This is a genomic window from Kribbella sp. NPDC000426 (assembly GCF_040300265.1).
GTDB lineage: Bacteria > Actinomycetota > Actinomycetes > Propionibacteriales > Kribbellaceae > Kribbella.
Genome location: NZ_JBEPDK010000008.1, coordinates 491337 through 508978 on the forward strand (window position 1 = coordinate 491337; position 17642 = coordinate 508978).

18 protein-coding genes are annotated in these 17642 nt (G+C 69.3%); 8 read left to right on the forward strand and 10 right to left on the reverse strand.

Annotated elements, in window-relative coordinates; genetic code table 11:
- The 3 genes from ABT313_RS36870 to ABT313_RS36880 all read right to left on the reverse strand — a co-directional run bounded on the left by ABT313_RS36870 (window position 1) and on the right by ABT313_RS36880 (window position 4819).
- Complete coding sequence (locus ABT313_RS36870; RefSeq protein WP_350863702.1) at window positions 1-1368, reverse strand: adenylate/guanylate cyclase domain-containing protein; 1368 nt, start codon at window positions 1366-1368, stop codon at window positions 1-3.
- Between the two features lie 13 nt (window positions 1369-1381).
- Window positions 1382-3112, reverse strand: coding sequence for an NAD(P)/FAD-dependent oxidoreductase (locus tag ABT313_RS36875; RefSeq protein ID WP_350863705.1), 1731 nt, complete (start codon window positions 3110-3112; stop codon window positions 1382-1384).
- A 111-nt stretch (window positions 3113-3223) separates the two neighbouring features.
- On the reverse strand, window positions 3224-4819 hold the full coding sequence (locus tag ABT313_RS36880) for a M4 family metallopeptidase (protein WP_350863708.1): 1596 nt from the start codon (window positions 4817-4819) through the stop codon (window positions 3224-3226).
- Window positions 4820-4987: 168 nt separating this feature from the next.
- Between ABT313_RS36880 and ABT313_RS36885 the strand changes: the two genes are divergently transcribed.
- Window positions 4988-6079: a DNA polymerase domain-containing protein gene (locus tag ABT313_RS36885; RefSeq protein ID WP_350863709.1), complete on the forward strand. Its 1092-nt coding sequence runs from the start codon at window positions 4988-4990 to the stop codon at window positions 6077-6079.
- A gap of 65 nt (window positions 6080-6144) precedes the next feature.
- Complete coding sequence (locus ABT313_RS36890; RefSeq protein WP_350863712.1) at window positions 6145-6618, forward strand: carboxymuconolactone decarboxylase family protein; 474 nt, start codon at window positions 6145-6147, stop codon at window positions 6616-6618.
- Window positions 6619-6621: 3 nt separating this feature from the next.
- Here the strand turns inward: ABT313_RS36890 and ABT313_RS36895 are convergent, their stop codons facing one another.
- The 3 genes from ABT313_RS36895 to ABT313_RS36905 all read right to left on the reverse strand — a co-directional run bounded on the left by ABT313_RS36895 (window position 6622) and on the right by ABT313_RS36905 (window position 10006).
- Window positions 6622-7377, reverse strand: a complete 756-nt coding sequence (locus ABT313_RS36895; RefSeq protein ID WP_350863714.1) for an SDR family oxidoreductase — start codon at window positions 7375-7377, stop codon at window positions 6622-6624.
- A 63-nt stretch (window positions 7378-7440) separates the two neighbouring features.
- A complete protein-coding gene (locus ABT313_RS36900; RefSeq protein ID WP_350863717.1) occupies window positions 7441-9234 on the reverse strand; it encodes a glycoside hydrolase family 15 protein in 1794 nt (597 codons plus the stop codon).
- Complete coding sequence (locus tag ABT313_RS36905; protein ID WP_350863718.1) at window positions 9215-10006, reverse strand: SURF1 family cytochrome oxidase biogenesis protein; 792 nt, start codon at window positions 10004-10006, stop codon at window positions 9215-9217. The genes ABT313_RS36900 and ABT313_RS36905 overlap by 20 nt, the downstream gene beginning before the upstream one ends.
- Window positions 10007-10063: 57 nt before the next feature.
- Here ABT313_RS36905 and moaA point away from each other — a divergent pair, with 57 nt between their 5' ends.
- Window positions 10064-11083 carry a GTP 3',8-cyclase MoaA gene (gene moaA / locus ABT313_RS36910; protein ID WP_350863721.1) on the forward strand — a complete coding sequence of 340 codons (1020 nt, stop codon included), beginning with the start codon at window positions 10064-10066 and terminating at the stop codon, window positions 11081-11083.
- Between the two features lie 59 nt (window positions 11084-11142).
- Here moaA and ABT313_RS36915 read toward each other — a convergent pair whose 3' ends face one another.
- Window positions 11143-11346, reverse strand: a complete 204-nt coding sequence (locus ABT313_RS36915; protein WP_350863724.1) for a hypothetical protein — start codon at window positions 11344-11346, stop codon at window positions 11143-11145.
- Between the two features lie 190 nt (window positions 11347-11536).
- Entirely contained in the window at window positions 11537-11908 is a 372-nt protein-coding gene (locus tag ABT313_RS36920; protein ID WP_350863726.1) for a DUF3099 domain-containing protein, read from the reverse strand.
- A gap of 74 nt (window positions 11909-11982) precedes the next feature.
- Between ABT313_RS36920 and ABT313_RS36925 the strand changes: the two genes are divergently transcribed.
- The 5 genes from ABT313_RS36925 (at window position 11983) to ABT313_RS36945 (ending at window position 16367) form a co-directional block, all read left to right on the forward strand.
- Window positions 11983-12195, forward strand: a complete 213-nt coding sequence (locus ABT313_RS36925; RefSeq protein WP_350863729.1) for a dodecin — start codon at window positions 11983-11985, stop codon at window positions 12193-12195.
- Between the two features lie 104 nt (window positions 12196-12299).
- On the forward strand, window positions 12300-13004 hold the full coding sequence (fabG, locus tag ABT313_RS36930) for a 3-oxoacyl-[acyl-carrier-protein] reductase (protein ID WP_350863732.1): 705 nt from the start codon (window positions 12300-12302) through the stop codon (window positions 13002-13004).
- Between the two features lie 27 nt (window positions 13005-13031).
- Window positions 13032-13802, forward strand: a complete 771-nt coding sequence (gene fabI, locus ABT313_RS36935; RefSeq protein ID WP_432892944.1) for an enoyl-ACP reductase FabI — start codon at window positions 13032-13034, stop codon at window positions 13800-13802.
- Window positions 13803-13805: 3 nt separating this feature from the next.
- Window positions 13806-15500 (forward strand): Mur ligase family protein, encoded by a 1695-nt coding sequence (locus ABT313_RS36940; protein WP_350863738.1) that lies wholly within the window; start codon window positions 13806-13808, stop codon window positions 15498-15500.
- Between the two features lie 15 nt (window positions 15501-15515).
- Window positions 15516-16367 carry a hypothetical protein gene (locus ABT313_RS36945; RefSeq protein WP_350863741.1) on the forward strand — a complete coding sequence of 284 codons (852 nt, stop codon included), beginning with the start codon at window positions 15516-15518 and terminating at the stop codon, window positions 16365-16367.
- Here the strand turns inward: ABT313_RS36945 and ABT313_RS36950 are convergent.
- Both ABT313_RS36950 and ABT313_RS36955 read right to left on the reverse strand, forming a co-directional pair.
- On the reverse strand, window positions 16364-17116 hold the full coding sequence (locus tag ABT313_RS36950; protein WP_350863744.1) for a hypothetical protein: 753 nt from the start codon (window positions 17114-17116) through the stop codon (window positions 16364-16366). The two genes, ABT313_RS36945 and ABT313_RS36950, sit on opposite strands and share 4 nt — an antisense overlap.
- A complete protein-coding gene (locus tag ABT313_RS36955) occupies window positions 17116-17634 on the reverse strand; it encodes a SigE family RNA polymerase sigma factor (protein ID WP_350863747.1) in 519 nt (172 codons plus the stop codon). The genes ABT313_RS36950 and ABT313_RS36955 overlap by 1 nt, the downstream gene beginning before the upstream one ends.
- Window positions 17635-17642 lie beyond the last annotated feature (8 nt).

The window sequence follows — 17642 nt, forward strand, 5'->3', positions numbered from 1 at the left end:
TCATTCGCCCAGCGCGAGCAGCTGATACACCTCCACGGGCTCCGCCTTGCCTTTCAGATTGAGCAGTCCGAGTGACTCGGTGCTTGCCTGCGGCAAGAGCGCCTTCGTCGCCGGCCCGATCGCGACCGCCCCGCCGGGCGCCTTGCCCTCGATCCGGGACGCGACGTTCACTGTGTCCCCGATCACGGTGTGGGTCCGCCCGCCCTCGGTCCCGAGCAGGCTCACCGACGCGATTCCGCTGTTGATCCCGACCCGGAACTTCGGCCAGTTCGGGTGCGTGGCCTGGACGGCGGCAGCGGCGGCCTGCAGCGCGAGTCCCGCGGCGGCGGCCAGGCGGGCATGGTCCGGCTGGTCGCCCCGCTTGTTGAACGTGACCATCAACGCGTCGCCGATGATCCGGTCGACGTCGCCGCCGTGCCGCCGTACGACCTGCGGTACGACGACCTCGAAGTACGTGTTGAGCATCGCCGTGACCTCGGCCGGCTCGTGCTTCTCGGAGAACGTCGTGAAGCCCTGCAGGTCCGCGAACAGCACGCTCAGCTCGCGCTGCCCGGACACGGTGTCGGCCTGGTACAGGTCGGCGAACCGCTCCTCGTACCACTGGATCCGTACTCCGGCCACGACCAGCACGAACGCGGACAGCATCAGTACGTGCCACTCCCACCAGGACAGGTGCCAGTTCCGCGCGAACACCAGCGCGACCATCGCCTCGGCCAGCAGCACGAACGCGGACACCATCGACAGCAGCATCAGCGACGGCCGGACCCACCAGGTCTGCAGATACCGCGCTGCGGCAACGGCATAGAGGACGATCGCGGGGATGGCGAGGGCGGTCAGGATGCCGTCGGCAACTTCCGGCACCGCGGTTTGGTGCAGCGGCGGCAACCGCAGTACCGAAGCCGCCGCCCACAAGGCCATCAGGAGCAGCAGGGCGACGCGGAGACGGCGGCCCCAGGTGATACCCGAGATGGTCAGACTCGAGAGGAACGCGAACACAGACCCCAGCGCCACACCGACAGGTGTTGCGAGGGTGAAGCCGGCGTTCGGTGTGTCGAGCAGGACCTTCGGCGTTGCGAGCGCGTGCAGTCCCAGAAAACCTGCCGCCGACAGGAAGGCCAGCGACACGAACAGCACCCGCGCGTCACCCCGTCGGAGTGCAGTCGCGCCGGTCAGATACGCCAGGCCGGCGCTCAGGGCCGCAGTCAGCAGCACCAGCCAGAAGTGCGTCGGATGATGCTCCCAGTGCAGGTCCAGCTTTGGCTGGCGCAGCAGCAACACCAGTCCTGCGAGCGGTACGAGCAGCACCAGCGCGGTGAGCGCCACCATCGCCGGCGTGTAGACGAACCGCTGCTGTGTCGTCTGGTTCACTCGCTACGCCTGCTCACGAACCCCTGAGATGGGTGTGGATCTGCGACACCACCACGGAGCCTTCGCCCACCGCCGAGGCCACCCGCTTCACCGAACCGCTGCGAACGTCCCCGATCGCGAAGAGTCCCGGCAGCGTCGTCTCGTACGGTTGCGGTGGCCGGTCCTGCGTCCACGCCGGGTCGGCCGCCGCGTCCGACCCGGTCAGTACGAAGCCATGTTGCTCCCGGGCGACCGTGTCCGGCAGCCACTCCGTCCCCGGTACGGCGCCGATCATCACGAACAGTCCGTCCGCGTTCAGTCGCTCCTCGGTGCCGGTGGTGCGCTCGCGCAACGCGATCCACTGCAGCCGCCCGTCGCCGCCGCCGTCGACGACCTCCCGGGACGTCTGCAGCGTCACGTTGGGGGCCGCATCGATGGCGTCGATCAAGTACTGCGACATGGTTGCGGACAGGTCCTTGCCCCGGATCACCAGCGTGACGAGCCGGCAGTACCGGGCCAGGTGCAGCACAGCCTGCCCGGCCGAGTTCCCGCCGCCGACGACCACCGCGTCGCGGTCCATCAAGCCGTGCGCCTCGGACACGCTCGCGCCGTAGTACACCCCTCGCCCCATCAGCTCTTCCAGCGCGGGTACGCCGAGCCGCCGGTAGGCCACGCCGCTCGCGAGCACCACAGCGCGTGCTCTCACCTCACCCACGTCACCGATCTCGGCGACGAAGTGGTCATCGTCCTTCTCCAGCCGGACGACCGACCGCATCAGCGTGAAGTGCGCACCGAAGACCCACGCCTGCTGGTATCCGCGTTGAGCCAGCTCCGAGCCGCGGACCCCACGCGAGAAGCCCAGATAGTTGCGGATCAGCGAGCTCGTGCCTGCCTGCCCGCCGATCGCCTCCCGCTCCACGACGAGCGTGCGGAGTCCCTCGGAGGACGCGTACACCGCGGCAGCCAGACCGCCTGGTCCGGCGCCGATCACGAGCAAGTCGAACGCCGTGTCCTCGTCGGCCAGTGACGTCGGCACCCCCCACGCCTCGGCGATCTCCACATCGGTCGGATCGCGCAGCAGCGCACCACCCACGGCCGACATCCACACGAGTACGCCATCGCCCGGATCCGGTTCACCCAGCCATTCGAGGACGGCGCCGGCTTGCACCGAGCCGCTGGCCCGAAACGCGTTCGGGATCCCGTTCCGCGTCAGCATGCTGCGGATCTCCTGCGCGCGGACCGAACGGTCGGACGCGATGACGACCACCTCACGCAGGTTCGTCACCTCGAGCCGCGACCACTCCTGGATGAACTCGGCGATCGTGCGGTGGAACAGCTCGTCCTGAGTGGTCCACGGCTTGAGGACGTAGTAGTTGATGTCGCCGACCGACATCGCGGACAGGATCGCCGAGGCCGTGTCCCGGTCGCGCCAGGCACCCCACTCGATCAGGAGCGCGCGTCGCGCGTCCGGATGCTGGGTCCGCGCCGCGGCCAGGATCTGGCTGCGCTCGTCGTCGGGCAGCGCGCGGTCGACCAGCACCACGGCGACGCGGTGCTGCAGGTCGTGCGCGATCCGCAGACAGTGCAGCGCGGCCGCCGCGGTGAGCTCGCCGCGCACTCGGTAGTCGGATCCGAAGCCTCGCTCCAGCTCCGCCTCACATCGCTCCAGACGCTCCGGGTCAGCGTCCACGACGAGCAGTAACGGCCTGGCCGCACGCAGTTTGGCCTCACGCCGTCCGTATTCTCCCCCGGGTTCCCCACCCATGCATGTGACGGTAGGTCTGCACAAACCCGCTGGCAATGCAATAAGGGGCGAAAAGCGTTTGTTCGCCGGGTCCCTGTCCGCCCCAGTGGGACAGGGACCCGGCAAAACCCCTTAGTTCACTGCGACTGCGGACCAGGCAGCGGCGACGGCTGCGCGCTCGCCGCTGGTCGCGCCGTACAGGTCGGTGGCCGCGTTCAGCGTCGCGGTCCGGGCCTGGGCGTACGTCGTACCGCTGGTCATGTACGTCGTCAGCGCGCGGTACCAGATCTTGCCGAGCTTGTCGTGGCCGATGCCGGTGAGCGACGAACCGTTGCAGGTCGGCGAGTTGTGCGGCAGACCGCCGATCGTCTTCGCGCCGGTGCCCTCGGCGAGCAGGTACGCGAAGTGGTTCGCGATCGCCGACGAGTAGTGCACGTCGAGGTTGCCGACGCCGGAGCTGTAGCAGTCGGGGGACTGGCCGTCCTTGCTCGGCTTGTCCATGTACCGCAGCGCCGGGCGGTCCTTCATGATCTCCTCGCCGATGTAGTAGTCACCGGGGTCGGAGGCGTTGTTGGAGTAGAACTCGACGAGCGTGCCGAAGATGTCGCTGGTCGCCTCGTTCAGGCCGCCGGACTCACCGGAGTACGTGAGGTTGGCGGTGTGCTCGGTGACGCCGTGGGACATCTCGTGGCCGGCCACGTCGATCGAGACCAGCGGTCCCGCCGCGACGTTGTCGCCGTCGCCGTACGTCATCTGCTTGCCGTCCCAGAACGCGTTCACGTAGTTGGTGCCGTAGTGCACGCGGCTCGGAACGCCCTTGCCGTCGCCGAAGATCCCGTTCCGGCCGTGCACGTTCTTGTAGTAGTCGAACGTCGTCGCCGCGCCGTAGTGCGCGTCGACGGCCGCCGTCGCGCGGTCGGAGTTGGCGCCGGTGCCCCAGTGGTTGTCCGCGTCGACGAACTTGGTCGGCGTCGGGCAGCCCAGCTGGAAGAGCTGGCACAGGATCGAGTCGGTCTTGTTGTTCGCGTCTGCGGTGAAGCCGTTGCCGCGGGTCGCATCGGTCAAGGTGAAGCCGCCGGTGGCCGTCGACGTCTGCAGCGGGACGGTCCCGGAGTACAGGCTCTTGCCGTCACCGGTCGCGGTCTCGATGTGCTGCTCGCTGACCAGCTTCGCGCCGGTCAGGGCGTCGATCGTCGTGGTGATGCGGCTCGGCGTACCGTCGGCCTGGGTGCCGCCGGTGGTGACGAGGTACGCGAGCCGCGGCGCGCCCTTGCGGGCCTCGATCACGAGACTCGGCTTGCCCTCGGCCTTGAGGCCCTTGGTGAGCGCCTTCGCCGTCGCGGTCGCGACGCTGACCTTCGGCGTCCGGCCGACGTTCGCGCTCGTGCTCAGTGTCAGGCTGGCGCCCTTGAACGCGCCGTCCTTGGCCTGGTGTACGACGACATCGCCGCCGAGCACCGGCAGGCCGCCGATCGTGCGGTCCATCCGGACGTGGCTGGAGCCGTCGGCGTCGACGATGACGTCCTTGACCACGAACGCGTCGGCCGTCGTGGCCCGCAACGCGGTCAGGTTGCCGGTGATCGCTGCTTTCGCCTTGGCGACCGCAGCGGCGGGGGTGGGGACAGGCGAGGCCTTCGGCGCGCCGATAGCTGTGGTGGCGCTGGTCAGTCCGAGGGCGGTGGTGGTCACCACTGCGGTGGCAGCGGCGAACAGGGCGGATCTGTTCATCCTCGCGCTCCTTGTCAGGTGTCCCGGGGGCCTCACGCCCCAGGAACGAGGTGCAGGAACGTTACCGCCCGGTCACCTACCGTGGCCAGAGGTCGGGAAAACTTGCCTTTCCTGCAGGATGGTGGGGAATTCCGGGTTTTGGTCGGTGCCGGGCGATAGCGTCACCGCATGGCGAAGAGCGCAGCGGTGATGCTCACGGTGGGGGACCGCGAGGTCCGGGTGTCCAGCCCCGAGCGGGTTGTCTACGAGGCCACCGACTGGGCTCCGGAGGTCACCAAGCTTCAGGTCTGCGAGTACTTCATCGGTGTGGCTCCGGCGTTCATGCGCGCCTCCGGTGACCGCCCGGTCGCCCTGGAACGCTGGCCGGGCGGCTGGCGCGAAGGGATGACGCTGTCCGTGGACGCGGTCGGTCGGCAGACCGGCGACGGTTTCTACTCCAAGCGCCTCCCGAAGGGCGCGCCCGACTGGCTCGAGACCTGCCGGGTGCTCACGCCGAACGATCGGCCGATCGACGAGCTGTGCCTGACCGAGCCGGCCGCCGCAGTGTGGGCAGCCCAGATGGGCACGCTGGTCTTCCATCCGTGGGCCGTCCGCAAGACCGATCTCGACCACCCCGACGAGCTGCGGATCGACCTCGATCCCCAGCCGGGCGCGACCTTCACCGACGCCCGACGGGTCGCCGGCGTCGCCCGCGAGCTGCTCGAGGAGCTCGGCCTGCGCGGCTATCCGAAGACCAGCGGCAACCGTGGCATCCACATCTACGTGCGGATCCGGCCGGAGTGGTCCTTCGACGAGGTCAGGCACGCCGCGATCGGCCTCGGCCGTGAGCTCGAGCGTCGCGACGACGGTGTGACCACGGCCTGGTGGAAGGAGCAGCGTCGCGAGGACGCGATCTTCCTCGATTTCAACCAGAACCTCCGCGACCGCACGGTCGCAGGTGCCTGGTCGCTGCGTCCCCGCCCTGGCGCCCCGGTGAGTACGCCGATGTCGTGGGAGCGGCTGGCCGAGGTCGACGATCCACGGGCGTTCAACCTGCACACGGTCCCGGAGTACCTCTCGGACGGTGACCCGTGGGCCGAGATGGACGAGACGGCGTACTCGCTCGACGAGCTGCTGCGGCTGTGGGAGGAGCTGCCCGGCGGTGAGCTGAACTTCCCGCCCGACTACCCGAAGATGCCGGGGGAGCCGCCGCGTGTCCAGCCCAGCAAGAAGGTCGCGGAGCACTGGGACGAGCAGGGCAACCGGATCGCCCCGGACTGACACTTCGGGAAGCTGCCTCGTCGTAGTGGTGTCAAAGAGTTCATCCGCTAAGGAGAAGCACCACTATGGACGCGCGTTTGGATCTGTTCACCAACCCGGTGCTGGGCAAGTTCATCAAGCACCTCAACGCGGCCGCCCGGGTCGCGCTGGACGCCGGCGTACCGCTCACGACCCTCGAACTGGTCGAGCTGCGGGCCAGCCAGATCAACGGCTGCGCAGTCTGCGTCGACATGCACTCGAAGGACGCCGCACACCACGGCGAGACCCCGGTCCGCATCAACCTGGTGGCGACGTGGCGCGAGGCGACCGTGTACACCGACGCCGAGCGGGCCGCGCTGGCGCTGACCGAGGCGGGAACCCGGATCGCCGACGCCGCCGGCGGAGTCCCCGACGACGTCTGGCTGAACGCGAGCAAGTACTACGACGAGAACCAGTTGGCCGCGCTGGTCGGCGCCATCGCCGGCATCAACACCTGGAACCGCATCAACGTCATGACCCAGCAGCCGGCCGGCGACTACGTCCCCGGCCAGTGGGGCTGATCGTCAGATCGTGCGGAGTGCGCCGCCGTCGATCGGGATGATGGTGCCGGTCAGGTAGGAGGCGGCGGGGGAGAGGACGAAGGCGGCGACCCGGCCGAACTCCTCGGGGGTGCCGTAGCGGCGCAGCGGGATCGTCTTCTCCGCCGCCCGCCGGGCTGCCTCGGGGTCGCCGCCCTTGCCGTCGAGTTCCTTCAGGCGGTCGGTGGAGATCCGGCCGGGCATCAGGCCGTTGACCCGGATGCCGTTCGGGCCGAGCTCGTCGGCCAGCGTCTTGGCCACCATCGCCAGGCCGGGGCGGAGACCGTTCGAGATCGCCAGTCCGTTGATCGGGGACTTCACCGACGACGACAGCACGAAGGCGATCGACGTACCCTCCGACCCGGCCCGGGCGACCGCGCGGGCGATCCGCAACCCGCCGAGGAAGACACTCTCGAACGCCGACCGCCAGTCGTCCTCCTCACTGTCCAGCGCCGTCCCTGGCCGGGGCCCGCCGACGCTGATCAGCGCACCGTGCAAGGCGCCCCACTTGGCGACCGCGGTCGCGGCCAGCCGCTCCGCGCTCTCCGGATCGGCGTTGTCGACCGGGATTCCGACGACGTTCTCACCGAGCTCGGCCGCGGCGCGGGAGATCGACTCCTCGTTGCGGCTGGAGATCACCAGCCGCGCGCCTTCGGCAGCAAGGGCTTTCGCCGTGGCGAAGCCGAGTCCGGCGCTGGCGCCGGTGACGATGTAGGTGCGATCGCGCAGTCCGAGGTCCACGTCACCATCCTGCCCCACCGCACCCCGTCGCGCACCTCGACGGTTCGTGGCCCCGGGCAAGAACTAGTAAGCCGACTTCCGCAACGGCGACTCGGCGGTGGTCAGATGCCAGGCGGTGTTGACCAGGCCGAGGTGGGAGAACGCCTGCGGGAAGTTCCCGAGCATCCGGCCAGAGGTGACGTCGTACTCCTCGGCCAGCAACCCGACGTCGTTGCGTAGGGCAACGAGTCGCTCGTACAGGTCGCGGGCCTCGCCGACCCGGCCGATCATCGCCAGCGCGTCCGCGAGCCAGAACGAGCAGATCAGGAACGTGCCCTCGCTGTCGTTCAGCCCGTCGTCGGTGTGCTCGGTCAGGTAGCGCCGGACGAACCCGTCCGCCGCCAGCTCCCGCTGGACGGCCTCCACGGTCCCGACCACCCGCGGGTCGTCCGCCGGCAGGAACCCGACCTGCGGAATCAGCAGTACGGCGGCATCCAGCGCCTTGCTCCCGTACGCCTGCGTGAACGTGTTCCGGTCGGCGTCGTACGCCTGCTCGCAGACCGCCCGGTGGATCTCGTCGGCCCGCGCCCGCCACTCCTTCGCCGGCCCGTTCAGCCCGAACCGCTGCACGCCCCGCGCGGCCCGGTCGAACGCGACCCAGGCCATCACCTTCGAGTACGTGAAGTGCTGCCGGCCGCCGCGGACCTCCCAGATGCCTTCGTCCGGCTGGTCCCACACCTCGTCGAGATGCGCCATCAGCCCGCGCTGGACCTGCCACGCCTCGTCGGTCGCGCCGATCTGGTGCTCGCGGGCCAGCGCCAGTACGTCCATCACCTCGCCGAACACGTCGATCTGCAGCTGCTCGGCGGCCGCGTTCCCGATCCGGACCGGCGCCGACTCTGCGTACCCCGGCAGCCAGGCGGCCTCGAACTCGGTAAGCCGGCGTTCACCGGTCACGCCGTACATGATCTGCAGGTCCGCGGGGGATCCCGCGATCGCGCGGAGCAGCCAGTTCCGCCAGGCCTCGGCCTCGTCGGTGTAGCCGGCCCGCAGCATCGCGGACAGCGTCATCGTTGCATCGCGCAACCAGCAGTACCGGTAGTCCCAGTTCCGCTGTCCGCCGAGCGTCTCGGGCAGGGACGTGGTCGGCGCCGCCACGATGCCGCCGGACGGCGCGTAGGTCAGCGCCTTCAGCGTCAGCACCGAGCGCGTGACCTCCTCGCCGAAGTCGGTCGAGCTTTGGCTCCGCCCGATCCACTCCTTCCAGAACGTCTCGGTCGGCTCCAACGACTCCAGCGCGTCCGTCGGCTGCGGCACCGGGTGGTGCGACGGATGCCAGGTCAGCACGAACCAGGCCCGGTCGTTCTCCGAGATCCGGAAATCGGCGTACGTCGCCAGGTCGCGCCCGTACTGATGCACGTCCGACCGCAACGACACCGCGTCCGGTCCGGCGATCGCGTCGACCTGGCCGTCGTCGGACCGCCGTACCCACGGCACGACGTGACCGTAGTCGAACCGCAGCTTCAGCTCCGACCGCATCTCCACGGACCCGCTGACGCCTTCGACGATGCGTACGACGTCCGGCGCGGCATCGCGGGGCGGCATGAAGTCGATCACGCGCACCGTGCCGGTCGAGGTCGACCACTCGGTCTCCAGCACGAGCGTGTCACCGCGGTAGTGCCGGCTGCTGACGGCGTCCGCGTCCCGCGGCGCCATCCGCCAGTGACCGTTGTCGTCGCTGCCGAGCAGCGCGGCGAAGCAGGCCGGCGAGTCGAAACGCGGGAAGCACAGCCAGTCGATCGAGCCCTGCTTCGACACCAGTGCGGTCGTCTGCAGGTCACCGATCAGGGCATAGTCCTCAATCCTTCGCTCCGGCACGGGCCTCCGGCCGGTCGACGACCTCTGGCTGCTCTGGCGCGGGCTTCTTGGCACCGCGGACCTCCTGTCGGGAGAAGTAGACGAGTCCGCCGACAGCCAGCAGGGCGAAGAACCACCACTGCAGGCCGTAGAAGAAGTGTGGCCCGTCGTCGATCTCCGGACCGGGGAAGCCGTCGAAGGCCGGGTCGTTCGCCGGCTCCTGCTTGGTCACCATCATGTAGCCGTCGTAGAGGTTCAGCCCGAGGACCTTCGCGAAGTCCGGGCCGTTGATGAGTCGCGCCGTACCGTCGTCCGGGGTGCCGCCGTTCGTGTGGCCGCCGCGTTCGCTGCGCTGCAGCCGGCCGGTGACCGTCACCTCGCCGGTGGGCACCGCGGGGATCTTCAGCGGCATGAGCTCCGAGCTCTGCCGCGGCAGAAACCCGCGGTCGACCAGGACCGCTTTGCCGTCGGCCAGGACCAGCGGGGTGACGATCTCGAAACCCGGCCGGTCGTCGACGTTTCGGTACTTGAGGACGATCTGCTTGGCCGCGTCGTACCGTCCGGTGACGACGGCGGTGCGCCAGGCGTGCTGGTCGCCGACGACGCCCGGCGGGCCCAGGATCTGGTCGATCGGCGCCGGCTCCGCGGCCAGGTTCGTCCGGGTCACCTCGTTCCGCGCCTTGCGTTCGTCGAGGCGGTGGAACTGCCAGCGACCGAGCTGCACGCACACGAACGCGAGCACGAGGACACCCAGTGCGGCGACGATCCAGCGGACGTTCATCAAGCGACCCACGTCTCGAACTTAAGCCATGCCCTGAAATCGCCGACGCGCGGCACGTAGGCTGGTGTGATGACAGCGATCCAGGAGGCGGCTCAGACGGGCCTGGCAGACCGGTTCGGCCGGGTCGCCACCGACCTGCGGGTCTCGCTCACGGACCGCTGCAATCTGCGCTGCACGTACTGCATGCCGGAAGAGGGTCTGGACTGGCTCGCCAAGCCGGAGCTGCTCACCGACGACGAGGTGGTCCGGCTGGTTTCGGTCGCCGTGACGCACCTCGGCGTGAACGAGATCCGCTTCACCGGCGGCGAACCGCTGCTCCGCCGCGGCCTGGTCGGCATCGTTGCCCGGACGACGCAACTGACGCCCCGTCCCGAGGTGTCGCTGACCACGAACGGGATCGGCCTCGCCCGGCAGGCACAGGCGTTGAAGGACGCGGGTCTGGACCGGGTGAATGTGAGCCTCGACACGGTCCGTCCGGACACCTTCAAGCGGCTCACCCGCCGGGACCGGGCCGGCGACGTCATCGCCGGTCTCGAGGCGGCCCAGGCGGCCGGTCTCACCCCGGTGAAGGTGAACGCGGTCCTCATGCGCGGCGTGAACGAGTCAGAAGCGCCGGAATTGCTGGAGTTCTGCCTCGACCGCGGCTACGAATTGCGGTTCATCGAGCAGATGCCGCTGGACGCGCAGCACGGCTGGGACCGCGCGACGATGATCACCGCGGACGAGATTCTCGAAATGCTGTCGGGCCGGTTCGAGCTGACCCCGGACGACACCTCGAAGCGGGGGAGTGCGCCGGCCGAGTCGTTCCTGGTCGGTGGCGGGCCGCAGACCGTCGGCATCATCGCCTCGGTCACCCGGCCGTTCTGCGGGGACTGCGACCGGGTTCGGCTGACCGCCGACGGCCAGGTCCGCGACTGCCTTTTCGCCCGCACCGAGTCCGACCTGCGGACGGCGCTGCGCAACGGTGCCGACGATGCCGAACTGGCCGACCGCTGGCGGCGCGCGATGCGGAACAAACTCCCGGGCCACGGGATCAACGACCCGAGCTTCCTGCAGCCGTCCCGGCCGATGTCCGCGATCGGCGGATGATCGGCGGATGACGGTCATACCGGCCCAATCCGGAAATGCACTTTTTCGCTAGGCGGCATTCACCCGGTGAATGGTTCGGTCTCGCGCAGGAATGACCGCCGGGCCAGGAAGTCGGACAAGCTCTCCTTGTGTTCGTCACAGGCGAGCCAGGTCTTGCGCCGGTCGGGGGTGTGGATCTTCGGGTTGTTCCACCGCAGCGCCCAGGTGGCGGGCTTGCCGCATCCCCTGGCGGAGCAGACCGCGGGTGCGGCTTCTTCACTCATCTGCCGGCACCATTCCTCTGCATTCCTGATGTCTCAATAATCAATAGCCTGGCCAAAATGAAGCGACGTCGGACAGCCACGGGGGGAGCCGTCCGACGCCGCATCAAGTCCCTGAATTTCACTCATGAACTTCAGAGCACGCGGGAGATTCTGACACGGATCACTGCAAGTTTTCCAGTCCCGGCCAAGATCACTTTTCGGTGTCGGCCCGGGGGTCCTGATGCGGGTCCGGATGCGGGTCCTGGTCCTGCGGTACGACGACCGTCGGGCGCTCCCCGATCGCCGGCCTCGACGGTGCGATGTAGGGGTCCGCGGCGGGCTGGGTCGCGGACCGATGGGCGTTCGCCAGCACCACCGCGAAGTACGGCAGGGCGATCGCTCCGACGACGAACAGCCAGCGCCACGGCGACGGGGTCAGGACCGCCAGCACGAAGCAGACGATCCGGATCGACATCATCCAGGCGTAGCGGACGATCCGGCTGTCCAGATCCTCGGACCGGCCCGGCTGTGCACTCGTCACCGAAATGACGGTTTCGCCGCTCCGCTCACGGTGTCGCGACATCTATCCTCCTCAGCAAGAACAACGGTACGCCGCGCCGCCCGCCCCCGCGCAGCCAGGATGGAGAGGAATGTCGCATGACCGATCGCACCTACCGCGTCACGGAGATCGTTGGCACCTCCAAGGAGGGGCTCAACCAGGCGATCACCAACGGGATCACCCGCGCCGGGGAGACACTGCGCCACCTCGACTGGTTCGAGGTCACCGACATCCGGGGCCATCTGTCCGACAACCAGATCGACCATTACCAGGTGACCATGAAGGTCGGCTTCCGCCTCGAAGACTCCTGATCCCCCCACGACCCTCCGCGGCCCGTCCCCGGTAGAGCGGGGACGGGCCGCGGCGTTGTAGCGTTCGTGCCGCTGACTTGTGTGCTGACGGGTGAGGAGGGCTTGTGGGTAGGTCTGTGTTGGTGACCGGCGGTAGCCGGGGGATCGGGCTGGCGATCGCCGCCGCGTTCAAGGAGGCCGGCGACCAGGTCGCGGTCACGTACAACACCAGCCCGCCGCCGGAGGGCTTCCTCGGTGTGAAGTGCGACATCACCGACCAGGAGCAGGTCGACGCCGCCTTCGACACGATCGCGGAGCAGCACGGCCCGGTCGAGGTGCTGGTGGCGAACGCCGGCATCACCCGTGACACGCTGCTGCTGCGGATGTCCGACGACGACTGGGACTCGGTCATCGAGACCAACCTGAGCGGGTCGTTCCGGGTCGCCCGGCGGGCCGCGAAGGGCATGCTGCGGCTGCGCAAGGGCCGCATCGTCTTCATCTCCTCCGTGGTGGGCCTGCTCGGCTCGCCCGGCCAGGTGAACTACGCGGCCAGCAAGTCCGGCCTGATCGGCATGGCCCGGTCGATCGCCCGCGAGCTCGGCAGCCGCGGCATCACCGCGAACGTGGTCGCCCCGGGCTTCGTCGAGACCGACATGACCGCGGTCCTGCCGGAGGAGACCCAGAAGCAGTACCTGAGCCAGATCCCGCTCGGCCGGTTCGGCCTGACCGAGGAGATCGCGAACGCCGTCCGCTGGCTCGCCTCCGAAGAGGCCGGCTACATCACCGGCGCGGTGATCCCGGTCGACGGCGGCATCGGCATGGGCAACTAATCTCTTACTTCTAGAAAGGGCATGCCGGTGGGCATCCTCGACGGCAAGCGGATCCTGGTCGCCGGAGTCACCCTCGACTCGTCGATCGGCTTCGCCACGGCCAAGGTGGCGCAGGAACAGGGCGCCACCGTGCTGATCTCGAACTTCGGCCGCGCGCTCAGCATCACCAAGCGGATCGCGAAACGCCTGCCGACCGAGCCGCCGGTACTGGAGCTCGACGTCACGAACCCCGAGCACCTGGCCGCGCTGCCGGATGCGGTCCGCGAGCACGTCGACGGCCTGGACGGAGTCGTGCACTCGATCGCGTACGGCAACCCGGAGACGATCCTCGGCGGGAAGTTCCTGGACGGCCCGTGGGACGACGTGTCCCAGGCGGTGCACGTCTCGGCGTACAGCCTGAAGGCGCTCGCGGTGACGTGCGCGCCGTTGATGAGTCGCGGTGGCAGTGTCGTCGGGCTGACCTTCGACGCGACTGTCGCCTGGCCCGGGTACGACTGGATGGGCGTGGCGAAGGCAGCCCTGGAGTCGACCAGCCGGTACCTGGCTCGTGATCTCGGTGCCCAGGGCATCCGCTGCAACCTGGTCTCGGCCGGCCCGCTGAAGACGCTGGCGGCGAAGGCGATCCCGGGCTTCGAGAAGTTCGAGGAGCCGTGGCTGGACCGGGCTCCGCTGGGGTGGGACCCGTCCGATCTGGAGCCGACCGGCCGCACGATCGTCGGTCTGCTCAGCGACTTCTTCCCGGCGACCACGGGCGAGATCGTCCATGTCGACGGCGGCTACCACGCGATGGGTGCGTGATAGGTGGCCACATCGCTGGTTGAGCTCCGCGTCCTGGACGGCGCCAACCTCTACTTCAGCCGTGCCGCGGTCAAGCTGACGCTGGACGTCTCGGCGATCGTCGACGCGCCCGCACCGGTGGCCAAGGCCTACGCGCAGGCCATCGGTCTGGGGACCACTCGGCCCGGCCGGATCGGGTCGGGCTTCCGGCAGCGGTTCGCGATCCGCGTCGCCGGGCATGTCGTACGACGGATCGCGCGCGAGGCCGGAATCGGGCGGATCGGGGTCCGGGTGCGCCCGGAGAACGACGTACGACGGCTTGTCGTCGCGTTCCCGTGGGCGCACGAGGCCCGGGCCCGGGCGCTCGGTGCCGCGATCGTCGAGGTGCTGGACGCCTTCGGCCCGGATCACTCAGCCGATCTGAGCGAGCTGATCGCGGCCGTCGGGGAGCGCGTGCGGGACGAGCCGCCGGGCAACCCGCCGCCGACGCTGCGGCCCAAGGTCCCGGTCGTCGCGGTGACCGGGACGAACGGCAAGACCACGACCTCGCGGATGATCGCGCACATCGGTCGCGCCGCCGGCCTGCACGTCGGCTGGTCGAGCACCGACGGCGTGTACTTCGACGGCGAACTGATCAAGTACGGCGACTTCTCCGGCCCGAGCGGCGCGGCGCAGGTGCTGTCCCAGCCCGGGATCCAGCTCGCGGTGGTCGAGACCGCCCGCGGCGGGATCCTGCGCCGCGGGGTCGGTATCGCCTACAACGACGTGTCCGTGGTCACCAACGTCACCGCGGACCACCTCGGGCTGGGCGGGATCGACACCATCGACCAGCTCGCCGAGGTGAAGGCGGTCATCACCCAGATCACCCGGCCGCGTGGCTGGTGTGTGGTCAACGGCGACGACCCGCGGACGTTCGCGATGCGGCTGGGCTCGCCGGCCAAGTGCTGGGTGTTCTCGCGCGATCCCGACTCGCCGTCGATCCGGACGGTCCTCGACGAGGGCGGCCGGGCGACGACGGTGCTCGACGGGTTCGTGACCGTGCTCGACCAGTCGCGGGATCCGGAGCCGCTGCTCAAGGTCGTCGACGTACCGATGACGCTGTCGGGGTTGTCGCACTACAACGTCGAGAACACGCTGGCCGCGGCGTCGGCGGCGCTCGGGCTCGGGCTGCCGCGGGCGGCGGTGATCGAGGGGCTCGGCACGTTCGCGCCGAACGAGAACAACCCCGGCCGGATGAACATGTACTCGCTTCGCGACTTCACCGTCGTCATCGACCTCGCGCACAACGAGGCCGGGCTGGAGGCGCTGATCGAGATCATGAACGGCGTCCGGCCGGAGGGCGGGCGGCTGATGCTGGCCCTCGGCTCGCCGGGCGACCGGGCCGACGACATGGTCGCGGCACTCGGTGCGATGGGTGCGCGGGCGACCGACCGGGTGGCGATCGGGCACAAGAGCGATTACCTGCGCGGACGGCCGCCGGCGGAGCTCGAGGCGGTGTTCCGCGAGGGCGCCGCGTCGGTGGGCGTGGACGACGTACCGGCGTACCCGACCGAGCTCGAGGCGGCGCAGGCGCTGGTCGCGGAGGCGCGGCCGGGCGATGTGGTGGCAGTGATGTCTCTGCAGGATCGGGCGAGTCTTGACGCCTGGTTGCGGTCCGAGGGAGCTACTGTCGATACACCGGAGACCTTGAAGGGCAAGGTCGAGAAAGCCCAGCACTGACCGAACGGGGTTGTCATGCGCTACCTGTGGTCGATTCCGGCCGCGGTGGTCGCCTGGTTCGTGGGCGGCTTCTCCGCGACCTACCTGAAGGGGTTGCCGGAGGGTGCGACGTACTTCGTGCCGCCGCGGATCGATCTGGTGGTGCTCGGCGGGTTCGCGGGCGGAGTGCTGGCCGGGCTGCTGATCGGTCGCGTGCGGGCCGGCGTACCGGTGGTGCTGGTCGTTGCCGCGGGCATGTGGTGGCTGACCGGGAACTCGTTCTCGGACCGGGACATGCTGATCACGTTGCTGGTGGCAAGCGCTGTCGGCGCGCTGTTCGGTGCCCTGGGCACCAGAAGCTCGGTGGTCGCGGCGTTCGCGCTCGCCGTCCCGGTGGCCTGGTACGCGCAGCGGCCGGCTGAGCAGCTGGCCGACTGGCGGTGGCTGTGGCAGTTGAACGGCCTCCTGGTCGGCGCCGGGCTCGCGCTCCTGCTCTACATCGCTTGCTGGAAGCGCGGGTGGCGTTCGGTGGGCTCATGGATCCCGTTGGCCGGGTTCTACCTGGTGTGCAACGGCTTCGTCGAGGCCGTGCAGGTGGTCGCCCGCTCGGACGGCAAGCCGATGGACGCGGTCGGCGATGCGTCGACCGAGGCGTTCTTCCAGTCGTTCCACCCGTTCCTGCGCGAATACTGGCCGTGGATGGTGGTCGCCGTACTGCTTGCGATCCCGATGGTGGCGCTCAAGCTCCGCGCCCTCCCGCCGCCACCGCCGCCTCCGGACCCGTACGCCGACCGCTCGAACGACGCCGTCCTGTCCGACGACCTCGACTGGATCGACGAGCAGGAGGCCCCACGCCGCCTCCTGCCCCGCCGCCAACCGGCGAACTAGCTCCCCGGGCTGGGCGCGACGTTCCCGGCCGCATCGATCGGCGTCACCGCGGTGACCTGGGATTCGGCTGCGTTGACCACCACTGCGAAGAACCTCAGGCGGCTGCTGTTCGGCGTACCGATCGCGTCGGTGCTGTAGGTCTTCCCGCCTGCGGTGATGCGGACCTTCCGTGCCTCCGCGGACACCGCACCCATGACCATCGTGAGGTGCGTGGGGGAGCCCGCGTTCGGAATCACCGCCGGGACGGTCTTGTACTGCGAACGCTGGTCGGGCTGCCAGTTCTCGTAGAAGCAGCCCATGGCGCCACCGAAGCTCTTCGCCGGCCCCTCGTCGGTGATGACGAGACAGCCGTCGCTGTAGGTCGACGCGACGGCCCAGTGCTCGTTCGGGATGCTGCCGTCGGTGACGTAGAAGGCCGGCGCGTATTTGAGCGAGTCCGGCTGGGTCGTGAACGCCGGCTCGTCGGACCACGGTTCAGGAAGCGGGGTGTATTTGAACTCCAGTGTGGTGCTCCTCGTCGTGGGCGTCTGCGAGGGAGCCGCGACCTGCGGTTCGGCCGACTTGATCGTGCCGACGACTGTGCTCGCCACCACGACGGCGATCACGACCGCAGCCGCGCACACCGCGGCCGTTGTCCGGCGGCGCCGTTGGCGGCTCTCGATCCGGGACCGGATCGGGGCTGCTGGGTCGGCGGGTTCGGGCCGCTCGTCGGTGAGCAGCGCGAGCTTGGCTCCCAGATCGTCGGTCATCAGATCCCCCTTTCGGTGAGGTCGGCCAGTTCGTCCGGCGCGGCGAACGTGATGTCGGTGCGGAGCGCTTCGAGGCCGCGGCGGGTGTGCTGTTTCACGGCGCCGACCGAGCAGCCGAGCAGGTCGGCGACGCTGCGCTCGGACAGGTCCTCGGCGTACCGCAGGTAGACGGCAGCGCGCTGCCGCGGGCTGAGGCGTGCCATCGCCTGGTGGATCGCCAGGCGTTCGTCCACCGCGACGGTCGCCGGATCGACGACCGTCTCCGGCGGCGTCTCGGTGGGATGTTCACCGCGCCAGCGGCGCCGGCGGCCGGACAGGAAGGTGCTGGCGATGATCTTGCGCAGGTACGCCTCCGGGTTCCCGTCGCGGATCTTCCGCCAGTGGAACCAGAGCTTGGTGAACGCCTCCTGCGCCAGATCCTCGGCCTTCTGGTGGTCCAGGGTCAGGGCGTACGCGAGCCGTGCGGTCGCGGTCCACCGCGCCCGCACGAACTCGTCGAAGTCATCCTCGGCTGTCATCCGCACAC

What these genes read in the sequence shown, in the direction of transcription:
- ABT313_RS36875 (WP_350863705.1), bottom strand. Translation starts at nt 3,112, where the DNA reads ATGGGTGGGGAACCCGGGGGAGAATACGGACGGCGTGAGGCCAAACTG.
- ABT313_RS36880 (WP_350863708.1), bottom strand. Translation starts at nt 4,819, where the DNA reads ATGAACAGATCCGCCCTGTTCGCCGCTGCCACCGCAGTGGTGACCACC.
- ABT313_RS36885 (WP_350863709.1), top strand. Translation starts at nt 4,988, where the DNA reads ATGGCGAAGAGCGCAGCGGTGATGCTCACGGTGGGGGACCGCGAGGTC.
- ABT313_RS36890 (WP_350863712.1), top strand. Translation starts at nt 6,145, where the DNA reads ATGGACGCGCGTTTGGATCTGTTCACCAACCCGGTGCTGGGCAAGTTC.
- moaA (WP_350863721.1), top strand. Translation starts at nt 10,064, where the DNA reads ATGACAGCGATCCAGGAGGCGGCTCAGACGGGCCTGGCAGACCGGTTC.
- ABT313_RS36915 (WP_350863724.1), bottom strand. Translation starts at nt 11,346, where the DNA reads ATGAGTGAAGAAGCCGCACCCGCGGTCTGCTCCGCCAGGGGATGCGGC.
- ABT313_RS36920 (WP_350863726.1), bottom strand. Translation starts at nt 11,908, where the DNA reads ATGTCGCGACACCGTGAGCGGAGCGGCGAAACCGTCATTTCGGTGACG.
- ABT313_RS36925 (WP_350863729.1), top strand. Translation starts at nt 11,983, where the DNA reads ATGACCGATCGCACCTACCGCGTCACGGAGATCGTTGGCACCTCCAAG.
- ABT313_RS36945 (WP_350863741.1), top strand. Translation starts at nt 15,516, where the DNA reads ATGCGCTACCTGTGGTCGATTCCGGCCGCGGTGGTCGCCTGGTTCGTG.
- ABT313_RS36950 (WP_350863744.1), bottom strand. Translation starts at nt 17,116, where the DNA reads ATGACCGACGATCTGGGAGCCAAGCTCGCGCTGCTCACCGACGAGCGG.
- ABT313_RS36955 (WP_350863747.1), bottom strand. Translation starts at nt 17,634, where the DNA reads ATGACAGCCGAGGATGACTTCGACGAGTTCGTGCGGGCGCGGTGGACC.